The sequence below is a fragment of the Kitasatospora sp. NPDC057518 genome (assembly GCF_042802075.1).
Taxonomy (GTDB): Bacteria; Actinomycetota; Actinomycetes; order Streptomycetales; family Streptomycetaceae; genus Kitasatospora.
In genome coordinates this window covers 1-1,056 of sequence record NZ_JBHVEU010000814.1, presented here as the reverse complement: position 1 = coordinate 1,056, position 1,056 = coordinate 1, and the positions used below count along the sequence as shown (strand labels likewise).

Annotated in this window: 1 protein-coding gene; it reads right to left on the bottom strand. The window is 72.0% G+C overall.

Translation table 11 applies throughout. The annotated features are described in order from the left end of the window. Positions 1-1,056 (bottom strand): MBL fold metallo-hydrolase (locus ACFU7Z_RS39580; protein WP_380783014.1); only part of this gene is annotated, 1,056 nt, incomplete at both ends.

Below are 1,056 nucleotides of genomic sequence, written 5' to 3'. Positions count from 1 at the left end.
GTCGGCGAGGGCGGGCAGGGCGTTGTCGGGGTTGCGCAGGTAGCCGGCGATGTGGTCGAAGCCGATGCGGGCGAGGCGGGTGACGACCTCGTCCTCGCGGTCCTGCGGGGCGATGATCGCGATGGTGCTGTCGGGGGTGAGGACGGTGCCGGCCTGTTCGGCGAAGCGGCCGTCGAGGGGGACGTTGACGGCGCCGCGCAGGTGTCCCGCGCCGAAGTCCTGGGGGCTGCGGGCGTCGAGGACGACGGCGCCCGCGGTGCGGGCCTCCTTGAAGCCTTCGGGGCACAGGGGGCGGGTGGCGTTCGTGCGGTCGAGCAGCGGGCGGTCCTGCCGGTTGAGGGCGGCGTCGTGGCCGAAGTAGGCGGGGGCGGCGGACTGGCCGGCGGTGACGATGCGGACGAAGGTGTCCTGGTCCATCGGCTGGCAGGCGTAGTTGGTCAGTCGCTGCGCGCCGATGGTGGACTGGCGGTCGGTGGAGAGGTTCTTGCCGCAGGCCGAGCCGGCGCCGTGGGCGGGGAAGACGAGGGTCTCGTCGGGCAGAGCGAGCAGCTTGCGGTGCACGCTGTCGTAGAGCATCGCGCCGAGTTCGGCGGCGGTGACGCCGACCGAGGCGAGCAGGTCGGGGCGGCCGACGTCGCCGATGAACAGGGCGTCGCCGGTGAGCACGCCGTACGGGATGGTGTCGTCGGGCTGCTCGAAGACCAGGATGCTGATCGACTCGGGCGTGTGCCCGGGGGTCTCCAGGATCTGCAGGACGACATCGCCGAGTTCGATCCGCTCACCGTCGCTGAGGTGGCGGATGGGGTAGTCGGTCTCCGCGCGGCGTCCGTAGCCGATCCAGGCGCCGGTGCGGTCGGCGAGTTCGAGGTGGCCGGCGAGGAAGTCGGCGTGGAAGTGGGTGTTGATGACGCCGACGACGGTCAGGCCGCGTGCCGTGGCGTCGGCGAGGTACTCGTCGACGTCCCGGCGGGGGTCGACGATCACGGCCTGGCCGGTGCGCTCGTCGGCGATCAGGTACGAGGCCTGGGAGAGGCAGTCGAGGTAGAACTGGGCGAA